The 14457-nt window shown below is 50.5% G+C and carries 16 protein-coding genes; 7 read left to right on the top strand and 9 right to left on the bottom strand.

Features of this window, described 5'->3' with window-relative positions; translation table 11 throughout:
- The first annotated feature begins 11 nt into the window (after window positions 1–11).
- The 4 genes from prpC to blaDIM all read left to right on the top strand — a co-directional run bounded on the left by prpC (window position 12) and on the right by blaDIM (window position 5917).
- Entirely contained in the window at window positions 12–1139 is a 1128-nt protein-coding gene (gene prpC / locus P2G88_RS11155) for a 2-methylcitrate synthase (protein ID WP_275795949.1), read from the top strand.
- A gap of 106 nt (window positions 1140–1245) precedes the next feature.
- Complete coding sequence (acnD, locus tag P2G88_RS11150) at window positions 1246–3837, top strand: Fe/S-dependent 2-methylisocitrate dehydratase AcnD (protein WP_275795948.1); 2592 nt, start codon at window positions 1246–1248, stop codon at window positions 3835–3837.
- Between the two features lie 92 nt (window positions 3838–3929).
- Window positions 3930–5120 (top strand): 2-methylaconitate cis-trans isomerase PrpF, encoded by a 1191-nt coding sequence (prpF, locus tag P2G88_RS11145; protein WP_275795947.1) that lies wholly within the window; start codon window positions 3930–3932, stop codon window positions 5118–5120.
- A 74-nt stretch (window positions 5121–5194) separates the two neighbouring features.
- Window positions 5195–5917 carry a DIM/SIM/IMP family subclass B1 metallo-beta-lactamase gene (gene blaDIM, locus P2G88_RS11140; protein ID WP_275795946.1) on the top strand — a complete coding sequence of 241 codons (723 nt, stop codon included), beginning with the start codon at window positions 5195–5197 and terminating at the stop codon, window positions 5915–5917.
- A 21-nt stretch (window positions 5918–5938) separates the two neighbouring features.
- Here blaDIM and P2G88_RS11135 read toward each other — a convergent pair whose 3' ends face one another.
- A complete protein-coding gene (locus P2G88_RS11135) occupies window positions 5939–7582 on the bottom strand; it encodes a S41 family peptidase (protein ID WP_275795945.1) in 1644 nt (547 codons plus the stop codon).
- Between the two features lie 161 nt (window positions 7583–7743).
- On the opposite strand from P2G88_RS11135, the gene P2G88_RS11130 reads away from it, so the two are divergent.
- The gene (locus P2G88_RS11130; RefSeq protein WP_275795944.1) at window positions 7744–8238 is read left to right on the top strand and encodes a VF530 family DNA-binding protein; all 495 of its coding nucleotides are present in this window, start codon (window positions 7744–7746) and stop codon (window positions 8236–8238) included.
- A gap of 82 nt (window positions 8239–8320) precedes the next feature.
- Here P2G88_RS11130 and P2G88_RS11125 read toward each other — a convergent pair whose 3' ends face one another.
- The 5 genes from P2G88_RS11125 to P2G88_RS11105 form a co-directional block, all read right to left on the bottom strand.
- Window positions 8321–9604, bottom strand: coding sequence for a GGDEF domain-containing protein (locus tag P2G88_RS11125; protein ID WP_275795943.1), 1284 nt, complete (start codon window positions 9602–9604; stop codon window positions 8321–8323).
- A gap of 244 nt (window positions 9605–9848) precedes the next feature.
- Window positions 9849–10130 carry a peptidylprolyl isomerase PpiC gene (ppiC, locus tag P2G88_RS11120; RefSeq protein WP_275795942.1) on the bottom strand — a complete coding sequence of 94 codons (282 nt, stop codon included), beginning with the start codon at window positions 10128–10130 and terminating at the stop codon, window positions 9849–9851.
- A 72-nt stretch (window positions 10131–10202) separates the two neighbouring features.
- Window positions 10203–10628, bottom strand: a complete 426-nt coding sequence (locus P2G88_RS11115) for an MAPEG family protein (protein WP_275795941.1) — start codon at window positions 10626–10628, stop codon at window positions 10203–10205.
- 78 nt (window positions 10629–10706) lie between these two features.
- Window positions 10707–10934, bottom strand: coding sequence for a DUF2798 domain-containing protein (locus P2G88_RS11110; protein WP_275795940.1), 228 nt, complete (start codon window positions 10932–10934; stop codon window positions 10707–10709).
- 38 nt (window positions 10935–10972) lie between these two features.
- Window positions 10973–12019: a mechanosensitive ion channel domain-containing protein gene (locus P2G88_RS11105; RefSeq protein WP_275795939.1), complete on the bottom strand. Its 1047-nt coding sequence runs from the start codon at window positions 12017–12019 to the stop codon at window positions 10973–10975.
- Between the two features lie 511 nt (window positions 12020–12530).
- Between P2G88_RS11105 and P2G88_RS11100 the strand changes: the two genes are divergently transcribed.
- Complete coding sequence (locus tag P2G88_RS11100; protein ID WP_275795938.1) at window positions 12531–12731, top strand: hypothetical protein; 201 nt, start codon at window positions 12531–12533, stop codon at window positions 12729–12731.
- 6 nt (window positions 12732–12737) lie between these two features.
- On the opposite strand, the gene P2G88_RS11095 is transcribed toward P2G88_RS11100, so the two are convergent.
- Together P2G88_RS11095 and P2G88_RS11090 are read right to left on the bottom strand one after the other, a co-directional pair.
- A complete protein-coding gene (locus P2G88_RS11095; protein ID WP_275795937.1) occupies window positions 12738–12932 on the bottom strand; it encodes a YwbE family protein in 195 nt (64 codons plus the stop codon).
- Between the two features lie 12 nt (window positions 12933–12944).
- Window positions 12945–13166: a hypothetical protein gene (locus tag P2G88_RS11090; RefSeq protein ID WP_275795936.1), complete on the bottom strand. Its 222-nt coding sequence runs from the start codon at window positions 13164–13166 to the stop codon at window positions 12945–12947.
- A gap of 138 nt (window positions 13167–13304) precedes the next feature.
- Between P2G88_RS11090 and P2G88_RS11085 the strand changes: the two genes are divergently transcribed.
- Window positions 13305–13739 carry a GNAT family N-acetyltransferase gene (locus tag P2G88_RS11085; protein WP_275795935.1) on the top strand — a complete coding sequence of 145 codons (435 nt, stop codon included), beginning with the start codon at window positions 13305–13307 and terminating at the stop codon, window positions 13737–13739.
- 6 nt (window positions 13740–13745) lie between these two features.
- On the opposite strand, the gene P2G88_RS11080 is transcribed toward P2G88_RS11085, so the two are convergent.
- On the bottom strand, window positions 13746–14456 hold the full coding sequence (locus tag P2G88_RS11080; protein WP_275795934.1) for a DUF6445 family protein: 711 nt from the start codon (window positions 14454–14456) through the stop codon (window positions 13746–13748).
- Window position 14457 lies beyond the last annotated feature (1 nt).

Raw genomic sequence — 14457 nt, 5'->3', positions numbered from 1 at the left:
GAGAACATCTAATGGCACAAGGTAAAGTATTAAGCGGCGCCGGCCTGCGCGGCCAGGTCGCAGGTAAAACGGCTCTTTCTACCGTAGGTAAATCCGGCTCCGGCCTGACTTATCGCGGTTACGATATCAAAGACTTGGCCGCCCACTGCCAGTTTGAGGAAGTGGCTTATTTGATCCTTAAGGGTGAACTGCCCAATCAGGCGCAACTGGACGCTTATAAAGCCAAGCTGAAGGCGATGCGTGGTTTACCTCAGGCCCTTAAAGATGTGCTCGAGCGTATTCCCGCTGACGCTCATCCCATGGATGTACTGCGTACCGGCTGCTCCATGCTGGGTAACCTGGAAATGGAAAAAAGCTTTGACGAGCAGCAGGATGTGACCGATCGCATGCTGGCCTGTTTCCCCAGTATTATCTGTTACTGGTATCGCTTCAGCCACGACGGCGTGCGTATTGATGTAGAAACCAGCGATGACTCCATCGGTGCGCATTTCCTGCATATGCTGCACGGCAAAGCGCCAAACGCACTGCACGAGCAGGTGATGCATGTTTCTCTTATCCTCTACGCAGAACATGAGTTTAACGCCTCAACTTTTACCGCCCGTGTTTGCGCCTCTACGTTGTCCGATATGCATTCCTGCGTCACCGGCGCCATCGGCTCGTTGCGTGGTCCCCTGCATGGCGGTGCCAACGAAGCGGCCATGGAGATGATCGAAGGCTTCACCAGTCCAGAGCATGCCGAAGAGGAGATGATGGGTAAGCTGGCCCGAAAAGAAAAAATCATGGGCTTTGGCCATGCCATCTATTCTGAATCCGACCCACGCAATGAAATCATAAAACAATGGGCCGCCAAACTGGCCGACGATGTGGGTGACACCGTGCTTTATCCCGTATCGGTACGCTGTGAAGAGGTGATGTGGCGCGAGAAGAAGCTGTTCTGTAACGCCGATTTCTTCCATGCCTCGGCTTATCACTTTATGGGCATTCCCACCAAGCTGTTTACGCCGATTTTTGTGATGTCCCGTCTAACAGGCTGGGCCGCCCATGTGATGGAACAGCGCGCCGACAACCGTATTATCCGCCCAAGCGCCGAATACACCGGCGAAGCGCCGCGCTCCGTACCGGCCATGGATAAACGTTAATTTTTTTACTAACCACAGAGGCACAGAGAACACAGAGTATTCAGATTTCAAAATCTCTGTGACCTCCGTGTCTCTGTGGTGAATTTCTCCAATCACGGAGTCAAAAATGAACACAGAATTTAGAAAAAAACTGCCGGGATCGGATCTCGATTATTTCGACACCCGTGCGGCGGTAGAAGCCATTGCCCCCGGTGCCTATGACAGGCTGCCTTATACCTCCAAGGTCCATGCAGAAAACCTGGTGCGCCGGGCAGAGCCTGAAAAACTCAATGATTACCTACGCCAGTTGATAGAGCGTAAACGGGATCTGGATTTCCCCTGGTTTCCGGCCCGTGTGGTGTGCCACGATATTCTTGGTCAGACAGCCTTGGTGGATTTGGCCGGCCTGCGTGACGCCATCGCCGAAAAAGGTGGCGATCCGGCTAAGGTTAATCCCGTGGTGCCCACACAGTTGATTGTGGATCACAGCTTGGCGGTGGAGCACGCCGGGTTTGAAAAAGACGCCTTTGAGAAAAACCGTGTGGTGGAAGAGCGTCGCAACGAAGACAGATTCCACTTTATCAACTGGACCAAGACCGCCTTTAAAAACGTCGATGTGATCCCTCCCGGTAACGGCATTATGCACCAGATTAACCTTGAGAAGATGTCGCCGGTTATCTTCACCAAAGACGGCGTGGCCTTCCCCGATACCTTAGTCGGTACCGACAGCCATACCCCTCATGTGGATGCCCTTGGTGTTATTGCCGTGGGTGTGGGCGGTTTGGAAGCGGAAAGTGTGATGTTGGGACGCGCCTGCTGGATGCGCCTGCCCGATATTGTCGGCGTGGAGCTGACCGGCAAGCCAAAACCCGGCATTACCGCCACCGATATCGTACTGGCGATTACCGAGTTTTTACGTAAAGAGCGGGTCGTGGGGGCTTATCTGGAATTCTTTGGCGAAGGGGCATCGGCCCTGACCCTCGGCGATCGCGCCACTATTTCCAATATGACCCCCGAATATGGTGCCACCGCGGCCATGTTTTATATCGACCAGCAAACCCTGGACTATCTGCGCCTGACCGGCCGTGAAGAAAAGCAGGTGAAACTGGTGGAAACCTATGCCAAGCAATCCGGCCTGTGGGCCGATGGTATGGCAAACGCCCAGTATGAGCGCGTATTGCACTTTGACTTGTCATCCGTGGAGCGCACCATGGCCGGGCCGTCCAACCCTCACGCCAAGCTGCCCACTAAGGATCTGGCCAGTCGTGGCATTGCTGCTAAGTGGGAAGAAGTGCCCGGACAAATGCCGGACGGTGCTTGTATTATCGCCGCCATTACCAGCTGTACTAACACCAGTAACCCCAGAAACGTGATTGCCGCCGGCTTGCTGGCCCGTAACGCCAATGCCAAGGGACTGACCCGCAAACCCTGGGTAAAGACCTCCTTAGCCCCAGGCTCCAAAGCGGTTCAGCTCTATCTGGAAGAAGCTAAGCTGTTGACTGAGCTTGAAAAACTCGGCTTTGGCATTGTCGCTTTTGCCTGTACCACCTGTAACGGTATGAGCGGCGCACTGGATCCGAAAATCCAGCAGGAAGTGATTGAGCGTGACCTGTACGCCACCGCGGTACTTTCCGGTAACCGTAACTTTGACGGTCGTATTCACCCCTATGCCAAGCAGGCATTTTTGGCCTCTCCGCCGCTGGTGGTGGCCTATGCCATTGCCGGTACCGTGCGTTTTGATATTGAAAAAGACGCGCTGGGTTATGACGCAGACGGCCAACCGGTGACCTTAAAAGATATCTGGCCAACGGATGAAGAAATCGATGCGGTGATCAAAGAGTCGGTCAAGCCAGAGCATTTCCGTAAGGTCTACGACCCCATGTTCGATATCCAGGTCGATTACGGACAAAACATTAGCCCGCTCTATGACTGGCGGCCGCAAAGTACCTATATCCGTCGCCCGCCCTACTGGGAAGGGGCACTGGCGGCCGAGCGTACTCTAAAAGGCATGCGCCCACTGGCAGTGCTGGGGGATAATATCACCACCGATCACCTGTCGCCTTCTAACGCTATTTTGCTGGATAGCGCCGCCGGTGAATACCTGGCCAAGATGGGCCTGCCGGAGGAAGATTTTAACTCCTACGCCACTCACCGCGGCGATCATTTAACCGCCCAGCGCGCCACCTTTGCCAACCCCAAACTCTTTAACGAGATGGTGGTTGAAGACGGTAAGGTAAAACAGGGCTCATTGGCCCGGGTAGAGCCCGAAGGCAAAGTGATGCGTATGTGGGAAGCCATCGAAACCTATATGCAGCGTAAGCAGCCCCTGTGCATTATCGCCGGCGCCGATTACGGTCAGGGCTCGTCCCGTGACTGGGCCGCCAAAGGTGTGCGCCTGGCCGGTGTAGAAGCCATTGTCGCCGAAGGCTTTGAGCGTATTCACCGCACCAATCTGATAGGTATGGGCGTGTTGCCGCTTGAATTTAAGCCCGGCACTAATCGCAATACCCTGAATATCGACGGCACCGAAACCTTCGATGTGGTGGGAGAGCGTAAGCCTGGCACCACGCTGACATTGGTCATTCAACGTCAAAACGGCGAAAGCCTGGAAGTGCCGGTGACTTGCCGCTTAGATACCGCCGAAGAGGTGTCCATCTACGAGGCCGGTGGGGTGTTGCAGCGTTTTGCCCAGGATTTCCTAGAAGCGGAAAAGGCCTGATTGAACCACGGAGACACAGAGAGCACAGAGAAGCCCATTAGAAAATCTCTGTGACCTCCGTGTCTCTGTGGTAAATAAATTTGGAATAGACAATGAGCCACAAACCACAAATTCGTATACCTGCCACCTATATGCGAGGCGGTACGTCTAAAGGTGTTTTCTTCAATCTGCTGGATCTGCCAGAGGCGGCGCAGGTGCCGGGTAAGGCGCGAGACGCACTATTACTGCGCGTGATTGGCAGCCCGGATCCATATGCCAAGCATACCGATGGCATGGGCGGGGCCACCTCCAGTACCTCCAAGACGGTGATTTTAAGTAAAAGCAACAAAGCCGACCACGATGTGGATTATCTGTTTGGCCAGGTGGCCATTGATAAGCCCTTTATCGATTGGAGTGGTAACTGCGGTAATTTAACCGCCGCAGTCGGGGCTTTTGCTATTAGTAACGGCCTGGTGGATAAGGGCAAGATCCCGGAAAACGGTATTTGTACCGTGCGGATCTGGCAGGCCAATATTCAAAAAACCATTATCGCCCATGTGCCCATAACCAACGGCGACGTGCAGGAAACCGGCGATTTTGAGCTGGATGGGGTGACCTTTCCAGCCGCCGAAGTGCAAATCGAGTTCCTGGATCCGGCTGCCGATGATGAAGACGGCGGTGGTGCCATGTTCCCCACCGGCAATTTGGTGGACGAGTTGGAGGTGCCCGGATTCGGTACCCTTAAAGCCACCCTGATTAATGCGGGAATCCCGACCATTTTTGTCAATGCGGCAGATATCGGCTATACCGGCTCCGAGTTGCAGGAAGCCATTAACGGCGATGCCCAGGCGCTGGCCAAATTTGAAACCCTGCGCGCCTATGGGGCGATTAAAATGGGCTTGATCGGCAAAGTGGAAGAAGCTGCCGCCCGTGCTCATACGCCTAAGATTGCTTTTGTGGCGTCGCCCAAGGACTATCTGGCTTCCAGCGGAAAACAGGTAAAAGCGCAGGAGATCGATTTGTTGGTGCGGGCTTTATCCATGGGTAAATTGCACCATGCCATGATGGGCACGGCAGCGGTAGCTATCGGTACCGCCGCGGCCATTCCCGGTACTTTGGTGAACCTGGCTGCCGGCGGCGGTGAGCGCGAAGCGGTGGTCTTCGGTCACCCGTCAGGCACTTTGCGGGTTGGCGCAGAGGCCAAACAGGTTAATGGCGACTGGACAGTCACCAAAGCCATAATGAGCAGAAGCGCCAGGGTGCTGATGGAAGGTCAGGTACGGGTACCCGGTGATGTGATTTAGGAGCGTATTTAACGAATTAAAAGACTGCCTCGGCAGTCTTTTTTTAGTTTTCTGCATTAGAAAAAGGAAGAAGTATGCGTTGGTTATTTAACCTTTTGCTTTTAGTAGCCACCTCTAGTCTATATGCCCAAGAAGCCATCCCGGCGCTACAAGTTAAACAGATTGCCGAAGGTGTCTACCAACATATTTCCTATCAAGAGGTAAAGGGTTTTGGCCTGGTGGATGCTAACGGCCTGATCATTGTCGATGACAATAACGCCTATCTTATTGACACCCCTTGGTCTGAAAGCGTCACTGAGGAGATTGTTGATTGGATCCAGGCGCAAGGCTTTGAGCTGGTCGCCAGCCTCTCTACCCATTCCCATGAAGACAGATCCGCAGGGATCGCCTGGCTGAATGCCCGCGCTATCCCAACCTATGCATCGGCCCTTACCAATGCGCAACTCAAAGCAAAAGGTAAAGCATTGGCGACTCAGACGTTCAGCACAGAGGAGATGACTCTGGCAGACGGAAGAATCCAGGTCTTTTATCCAGGCGCCGGTCATAGCCTGGATAACATTGTGGTTTGGGTACCCGAGTCTAAGATTTTATTCGGTGGCTGCCTGGTTAAAAGTTTGGAAGCCAAAAACCTAGGCTACACAGGAGAAGCGGTGATAGAAAGCTGGCCGGGCTCGTTGGCCAGGGTGATGGACAAATACCCACAAATTCAATTAGTTGTTCCAGGTCATGGCGCATCGGGGGACCAGGCCTTGCTGCTGCATACCAAAGCGTTAGCCCAATCCGCAGCAAGACCTTAGCGAAAATATCGTCAGCTGCTGCTACAGCGATAGCGTTTTCAGCATCTTCGCAGCATTGTCAAAGTGGGGATCTTTTTCTAATGCTACCTGGTAGTAGTGAATAGCCTGCTGCTTATCGCCCAGAAGTAAAAAGCTCTCGGCCAGGCTGTCCAGGGCATTGGCTGAATCGGGATAATCCTCAACGTTATAGGCAAAAAGAGCATTTGCCTCCTTCAATTTGCCTTGTTCAATCAGAAAATAGCCTAAGTCGTTTATGTTCGTTTCTGTATCGCGGTAGCGGTTGGATAACTGCGCTTTAAACTGGCGGAATTGCGCGACAAAATCCTGATGCTGATAAGCTTTGCCGTCGAGAATCGCCAATATCTCTGCATCAAAATCCACCAGGCCGGGGAAATTTAGGGCCGCTTCCAAGACCGGGTCCTGGTTGGCTTGAAACTGCGTGAAACTCAAAGGCGCATAATACTGCGGTGCCAGATATTGACGGGAATCACGCATATTGGTCAGTTGCCAGCGGCTGGTGGACAGATACAGGGGCAATTGACTGTTGGGCAACACCAGGTTCTGACGGCTATTGGCAAAAAAGTGCACTTTGCTGCCGGTGGGCTCACCAATAAACAGGGCATGGGTATATTGTTCTAATGCCGTGCTCAGTAATTGCGCAGCAGAGAAGGTGCGCCGGCCAATCAGCACAAAGAAATGCTCTGTTTGATTAGTGGGAAGCACCGCCAGTCTTTTAACGATTTCGGCTACATAGTCGGTTTCACCGCCAGGATTAAGACGTAAGTCCAATATCAGATGGCTGATGTTCTGCTGGTGCACCAATGCGGCAACGTCGTCGATGTAGTCCAGCAGCGCCTTGTTCTTATCATCTTTGATTTGGTTAATCTGCACATACAGCTTTTTTCCGATTTGACGATGCCAGAACAATTGATTGGCATGGCGCAGATAATCAGGCTTTATGCCTTCTTTAATGGCGGCTCGCCACGCCGGGTCGTCAATAATGCCCTGTACCTGATGGGGAAATGCGTCGGTTGCCGGGAAGCTGACGCGCTCTTTACCGCGTACTGTTTGTAATTCGAAAGTGACTTGCTGGGGTTGTCCCTGACAATAATGTTGCACCGCCGCGGGAAGGGTTAAAGCTCTGGCGGCCAATAATTGCCTGGACAGGGCATTTTCGCTTGGAAAACTCTGGACCACCTTGTCCATGCATGTCTTTATTGCCATGCCTTCAACAGTTAGCACCTTGGCGCCTACATATTGTTGCTGCGATTGATGGGCATGGGTAATAAAAACGCCGTCACTGAATTGATACAGACGTATGGGTAAGCTGGCAAAGCGCATGGGCTTACCGGTGAGATCTTCAATTAATGGATGCATACCCGCGACAAATGAATGGCCGTCTTGCATCAGCGCCACGATGGCGCCTATTTCCAATAGCATTTGCTCTTGGTTGAGAGTGTCTACACGCTGAGACAGGCTGTCGATAGCGTCCTGCAGTTGTTGCGGCTTAAGATGGGTAAAAGGGGCCACATGGTTGCTTCTAATGCCTTGTTGCAATGCTTGCAAATCTTCCCGCCATTTGGCGCCCGACATTGGCTGCGAAAGGGCAGGGTGATTACAAACAAAAAGGGCCAGTAGTGCCATTGTCCATCGTGCTTTTATCATCCATTTATCCTGCTTTGCTAACACAAGGTCTGAGTATTCCCTAATTAAGGCGCTGCCAGAAAGCCTAAAATTGTAATAAGAAGTGTTGTGTTATTGGCTGTATGTTGATGCGCTTAAACAGGTACAATAGACGCATCAATTGCCCATACTTTTCTGCTGATATGAACGACGACATTAATTACAAAAACAATCCCCTGCATGGTCTTAGCCTTAAGCAACTGCTGACTGAAATCGTCGATCACTACGGCTTTGAGATCCTGTTTGCTTATTTGAATATCAACTGTTTTAAGACCAATCCCAGTATCGATTCCAGTGTCAAGTTTTTAAAGAAAACCGACTGGGCGCGAGAGAAGGTCGAAGCCTTCTATCTGTATCAATTTAAAAGCCTGCCCCGGGCCTCGGCCAGCCAGTTCGAGTTGCCCCCCAGGGATCGGGTTATTCCCGATGATCAAGTCCCAGGCGAGCCGGCAGAACTGAGTTTGGAAGATGCAGAACGTTTGCGTGAAAAGCGTGCGGCCAAAGCCGCCGCCTTTGGGCGTGGTGACAAGCCAAGGGGAAATAAATCTGCTGGGAGTTGGGCCCCAAGCCCATCACGAAACCAAGCGGCACGCTCTTCAGAAGGAGGGGATGACCCATGGGCAAAATGGAAGAAGTGAGAGGCTGAGTCCGATTAGACAGTCCAACCGCACCTGGCAAGTAGCCAGGTGTAACAGCAAAAATGCCGATGAAGTGCCTCTTTTACGCCACTATTACCTGATTCCGTCCTTGGGCCTTTGCTTGATACAGCGCCTGGTCAGCGAGCTTAAACCACTGTTGTATATCCGCGGATTTAAGCTCACAGACTCCAATACTACAGGTTAGATAATGCCCGGCCAAAGGGGTTTGCATAATAGTGCTACGTATTTTCTCGGCCAGTTTTAACGCTGAAGCGATATTGGTATTAAGGCAGATCAAGGCAAACTCTTCGCCGCCCCATCGTGCCAGAAAATCACCATCCCGGGTATGTAGTTGAATCAGTCTCACCAATTCCATCAATGCCTTGTCGCCCACATCATGGCCATAGCTATCGTTTAGTTGCTTGAAGTGGTCGATGTCTAGCATTAGCAAACTGCTTCTACGTTTTCTCTCCAGCAAGCGCTGAACTGCCTTGTCCAGCACATCTCTGAGACCGGCCCGGTTTAGTGCGCCGGTTAAGGGATCGGTCTTTGCCATGGATTCGTATTTATTTTTCTCAATACTGAGGAATTGATTAATTTCTTGTAACTCAGCGGCCCGGGATTGGGAACGCTTGGCGTTGGTATACAACTGATATATGCCAATCGCGCTATAGCTCAGGCTGGTCAGTACCCACAGGCTTAACAGGGCCAGATACAACGTGCCGGAAGACACCCATTTGCCGCTAATCTGGATGTTCTCAATCTGTATTTTGGCCTGACGGCTAACCGTAGCGTCACCTGTGGTAACCCGAAGATCTGACACCTTGTCCAACTGAACGTGGCTGCTTTGTTTGCCGTCGGGATGCAATAAGATCCACCAGGATGGTACATGAAAGCTGTTCATCGGAATAAGTACATCGATAAGCTTTGTACTGGGTGACAAGGTCCGAAGATTGGCACGTTCGCGCGATGTGCCATCGTCGTTTTGTTCCTGATTGACCAGGTAGATCATCAAGGTGTCGGGGGGGGAGGAGGTCATCGATAACCTGATTTTCATCTGCGTGAAGTCGCTCAGATCCCATTCATTGCCGGGTTCGCCCAACGACAGATTGATGCCACAAAACGGATGTGTCAGGCCGTTCGCAATCACCTCACAATCCAGCAAAATGGTACCGTTTTGCAGATGCAAATCTGACTCAGAAAGGCCTCCATTGACATCGTCATTAAAGATGCTGATGCCAATATCCGGGTTGGGGAACACCCGGTAAGTAATATTCATCCCCAGATGCTGCCAGACCAGCAGGATGATGGTCAGAATACTCAGGAGCAAATAGGTTAATGTCGCGAAATGCCTAATCAACTTCACGCTTGATTATCCCGAAAATTGGCAACGTTTTCGGAGTTACATCGCTTAATCGAAGACGCCATGATGATGTATACCATCCATTGCTTATATCGCTTCAAATCTTAGCAGTGAAAACTGCCTCCCCCTATAGAATCTTGGCGTAAACAGAGACTTCTGGGAGTAATTTTCTCGACCTCAGAATAACCAGCATTAAATAGTCGGGCCGCAGGCAAAGTGCGTTACGTCGTCGCGCAAAAACTCAATGTCAGCGCTTATATAAGACCTTAATCAGATGATAACCAAACTGGGTTTTGACAGGACCCTGCACAACCAATTCTGGGCCACTAAAAACGGCTTTATCGAAGGCTTTCACCATCTGTCCCTGTTTAAATTCGCCTAAATCACCGCCTTTTTTGCCAGAAGGGCAGGTAGAGAATTGTTTGGCCAGTTGCTGAAAGTTAGCGCCTTTTTCCAGCTTTTTCTTCAGTTCCTGGCACTCATTCTCTGTTTTTACCAGGATATGCAGGGCGGCAGCGACTCTTGCCATAGTAATTTCTCTCTTATGAAACTAAGGGCCCATGCTACTTGAGACAGAAGGCCTGTCAAAGCCCTGTATTGTTCAGCTGCCGATGAATTGGAGTGCAAAGCCCAGCCACATACCGAATAGTAATAAGAAGCCGGCCAGGAATGCCATAAACCGGTGCACCACTTTGTTATAAGTACATTGGATAACACTGTGGATCACCCTAAGTACCACAAAGACCCAAGCACAAAGGGTTAACCAACCTGGGATCTGGTTTGTGATAATCGCCAAGATGCAAAGTAGATAAAACAGTACCGGCAACTCGAACAGATGGTTGTAATTGTCAGAGGCGCGGGAGTCTGTGAGGCGTTCGGCTCGCTGGGCAGAGGTAGCAACCGCTTGGGGATGAATATGCTGGCGTTTCATTTCGCCGATACGATGAATAAAAAGCCGTATCCCCACCGCGAATGTCAAGAAAGCCATGGCCACGCAGGCCATTATAAGGTGCTCAGTGGCAGTCATTGCCATATTCTCTTTGCTAGTTTGTTTGTCATGCCATCCTAGCGTTGTCGACCTCTATTCCTCAAGTCTTTGAGTTATTTAAGACTTCACAACGAAGGAAACAGACAACCGGACCAAAGGGGTAATCACAACAATGGTGGGTAAGGCCACAGCGAAGGCAAAGACCCAGGCTTTAAGCCATATCATAAGGATGCCCTCTACCAATCCCATATTAAACAGGGTGATCACAAAAGACATGATGCAGGACATAATCAACGCCATAAAGAAGGAGAAGACATACTGCGTATATTTCTGAGGAATCATCATGGTACTTATGCGGCTATGCGAAAAGCCGGCATTCTACCTTATCCATCCTGTTTAACGGGCTTATCTTCTAATTTTTTTAAAGAGTGACGCAGCGCTTCAATCTTCTCTTTAATTTTGCTCCTTTCTTCATCGCTGGACTGCTCCAGTTTGCTTTCGAGACTGACGATCTTATCCTTCAATGTCTGCATGGTTTTCTCTGCAATTTCCGCTTCGTCAGCCTTGTCAAAAGCGATCTTTTCAGCCAGTTTTTCTGCCTTGTCATTCGCCTGGTTAGTGGACGCATCCAATGTATGACTGACTGTTTTGGGAATTACTTTTTGATCTTCGGCGATCCGACGCTGGTTCATTACACTGGGTGACATGATTTCGATGTCGGCGCCATGCAAACAATCGAGGATGTGGCGATATAGCTCAGAGCGGCTGGAAATCAGCTTTTTCACTTCTTCAAGAAAGCCGGATAGGCGATAGGAAACGGTAAAATCATCGAGACTTAAAATGTGTACAAAGGCATCCTTCAGATTGGCCTTCTCAGCGGCCTCAAGAAGTAATTTTTCCACTCGAGCATGATGGACATCGTAACCCAATGAAATGTTTACCGAGATGATGGTACCTGAGCTACGTATTGCCGCCAGCGCCTGGGTCGTAAGCAGGGTATTGGGTAGGGCGATCAGTTCACGTGTCTCCGTTTGGATCTCCGTATCAAACCGACCACGTTCCGAGACCCGGCCGAAATGCTCGCCAACGCGAATAAAATCACCGGTTTTAAAGGGTTGTGTCATTCTGAGCAGGATCCCGGCCATTAGATTTGACACCATGTTGGTCGAGGAAAAAGCAATAATGCCGGAGATCAGCAGACCAATCAGGCCAATGAGTTGATTGCGGGAACTCTCCCCGATGGGCAGGGCAAATACAATCGCCAGCAAACCGGTAATGGTTAACGCCAGCAGAATGATTTGCCGGGGAAACTTACGCTCATTACCTATTTCAGGATTCCTGCCCAACAGCAGCCATTGCATCAACCATAAAAAGGCGACAACGCCAACTAGTGTGGTAGCTGGGATCACTATGCTGGTGGCGCTATCCATCTGTTGCTCCTACCTGAAAATATGCTGCTTGTGCACCTGGTTTACTTTCTAAGCCGCTTTGGTCATGTATGAGGGCTTGATTTCACTATAACGCTCAAGAGTTTTTCCTTCCAATTCAGTGGCTAAGGATAAGCGTTTCGGTGAAGGGAGCCAGGCATCAGGATATGCAGTACTGAACACTGGGGGTTGATTGCAAGCCAAATTGGGATATCAGTTGTCAAAAAAATTTACATGGCATGGCAGGTCTTACTAAATCTTTGCTGTGTATAAAGAATTTCATTTTTTGGTAGATATGGGTATGGGATTGAATAGCCGAGTAATTCTGCCTTTAACGAATATAAGAGATCAGTTTGGCAAAAGACTTGCTTTAAATTTAAGCAACTGCCTTAAAGCGTAATCTGCTTTTGGCGGATATCAGAGATCGGTTTGACAGGTTTTGGGGATAGTGTTGGAAAAAGCTAAATCACAACGAATGCGGGAAATCCATCGTCAAATTAGATGGACGGCGTTAATGGATTTTCCTGGAGTATTGTTGCTGGCATTGGGTTTGTTTGCCAAATTCAGTGGCGAGGACTTTTTGCATCCCTTGCTGAGCAACTCATTGGTCATCGAATTGCTTTTGGCGTCGGGGGGCGCGATTATTCTGGTGAGTTCTTTTCGTCTGTTCAGACTGCTACGAGACAAGGCAAGGCTTCAACAATCTTCTCGTTAGCCTGTCTTAATCCAATATCGTCTTAACCCTGCCGACCTCGCCCGTTACAAGCCGGACTTTTATACCGTGAGGGTGAGTAGGGGACTTGGTCAGCAGGCTTTGCACAATCCCTTCGGTTAGTTGACCACTACTTTGATCCTGCTTTTGTACTATGGCAACGCGGATCCCAGGTTTGATTTGGCTGCGAATAGGTGTACTCATGTTTTTTCCTGGTTAAAGTGCCACTTCATGGCCGCCATATTGACTCGCGAGATCATCCAATTCACTGCTGGTGCGATCAAAGCCCGTATCCTGATATTGGTATGTCACTTTTACACTGTTTGCAGCCTTGTGGAATCTTGCGTCCACATCGGCAACGGGCCAGTGTTTGAGCGCATTGAGAAAGCGGTAAGCTTCCTGCTCCAGCGCGAAACTGTAGGCAATCTGTACTTGCATGCCATTCCTTATCGAAAACAACCGGCGGCATGGTAATCCGTATTGTTGTTAATTTAAAGCCATGATCCCGGACCTGGTGCGTTGAGTTGGACCGACGAGGCTGTTACCTTGCTTGTAAATCTTGATTGGAGCTTGTTGATGGAATTACGCTGTGTAAAGGCCGGCCCGGGGGATTGGCACTATTTGATGGCGCTTCGCAAAAGCACCATGGTTGAACACCTCGAAATTGCGGGTATATTCCTTACTGACGAACAGCATGCTGAGCGTCTGGCTTCGGATTATGATTGTTCAAATATCCTGCTCCTTGATGATGTGCCCATTGGTACCCTGAAGCTTAAAGAGCAAGCTCATCAGTGGGATATTCTGCAGCTACAAATTCATCCTGATTTTCAAGGGCAGGGCATTGGCGCTTTAATACTGAACCGGCTAATTAGCATGGCCAAAAACAACGGCGTTCGCTTGTTTTTAACTGTGCTGAAGGCCAATCCAGCAGCAAAATTCTATGTAAAATCTGGATTTGAGTTTTGCGGTGAAGATCGGCATGAATTTCATATGTGCCTGTCGCCCAGCTAAACATAGCTAACTGAATATCAAGAACAGGTTGGCTGTCAGGCGTCCGGTCGCCGGGTTTTCATCAATATCGGTGGCGCTATCAATCAGCCCCGAATGCAGCAGTGTGCCAGGATAGATAAGCAAACGGTTGGGGCGATATTCCAGTGCTTCGATACGTTCAAAATACCCATCGCTTTCCTTGAAATAGCCACTTTTTGGGGGCGATTCTTGTAACTCCACATCAAGTTGTTGCCGATACTCTGCGTAGCGTGGCTGCGTCACACTTTCAAAGCCACTGGCTTTGTGACGGTAAAAAGCGGTGCCACCATGGGGGCCTGACGCCAGGTAATGCATGATGGCAAACTGGTAGGGGTAAAGGCTGTCAAAATGGGGAATGCGCTGCGCGCTGGATAAACTCTCTGGAGATGTGCTGACCAGGGAGTAAAACAGGTTCTCCGGCCTTGGCCTCAGGTGCGCGGGTACCTGGTAAAGTTCGGCAATAAGTTTGACCAAACCCTGCAGCACCGGCAAGGCATACGCCCTGGGCAGCGGAGCCCGTACCCCCGGGTAGATAGCCTGCTGTGGTGCTGAAAAAGCCAGGGACTGTGCATCATCAAAGGCCGGGCCAATCTCACGCACAAAGTTATCCATCACCACAACCGGGGTGCTCTCCTGTCCCGGGGTTAAGATGCTGACCTTGGCATCGGGATTCAGCGTAACCAGCGGACTTTCCTGCATG

This window comes from Aliiglaciecola sp. CAU 1673 (assembly GCF_029223185.1).
GTDB lineage: Bacteria > Pseudomonadota > Gammaproteobacteria > Enterobacterales > Alteromonadaceae > Bowmanella.
This window is presented reverse-complemented; position numbering and strand designations above follow the sequence as displayed.